Origin of the sequence: Desulfovibrio sp. SGI.169 (genome assembly GCF_050313595.1) — a bacterium.
Lineage (GTDB): Bacteria > Desulfobacterota > Desulfovibrionia > Desulfovibrionales > Desulfovibrionaceae > Desulfovibrio.
The window spans coordinates 1-555 of sequence record NZ_JBNPLS010000085.1; the positions used below are offsets into that span (position 1 = coordinate 1).

General features: G+C 46.8%; 1 protein-coding gene. It reads left to right on the top strand.

What is annotated here, in order from left to right; translation table 11 throughout:
* Positions 1 to 555: hypothetical protein (locus ACQRA4_RS13885; protein ID WP_427823638.1), on the top strand; the 555-nt coding region annotated here is incomplete at both ends.

The following is a 555-nucleotide window of genomic DNA, read 5'->3' on the forward strand; positions in this document are numbered from 1 at the left end:
GGCGAAGGCGTGGACGCGGGCCGGGCGCTGTATCAGCCAGAACATGAGGATTGGGCATATCGCGGCAGCCAGTCGGAGGAATCCCCTGACAACGATGTCGGTTTCACCATGTGGGCATATGGCGACAGTGAACGAGTACGTCATTACTCTGGAGATGACTACACTAAAATGTGGGGAATTAATCTTAAAGATGCTCCAAATATTAGTGATTTTTATGATGCCATTAGTGCGCGCTGGGATGCGGACCATGAAAAGGGCACTCTGCCTTCATCACTTGAAGAAACGTATGGAGATGCAGATGAATTTTTAAAATATATTGATCCTGATAATATTGTTGATAGTGCTGGCGTCTGGGATGATCTTGACGCTGTGGATTGGCTTGGTGAATTTTTTGAAGAAATTGGCGTTGATACTATCCGTTTATGGGATGGCGCGATTTCCTTCAATCCTAAAAGCAAGCGTATCGTCAAACTTGGGGAGTACAGCGAAGAACTTCCGGTTATTCAGGACAATGAAACAAGCGGTCAAGTGCTGTATCAGCCTGCCGGCATGAAG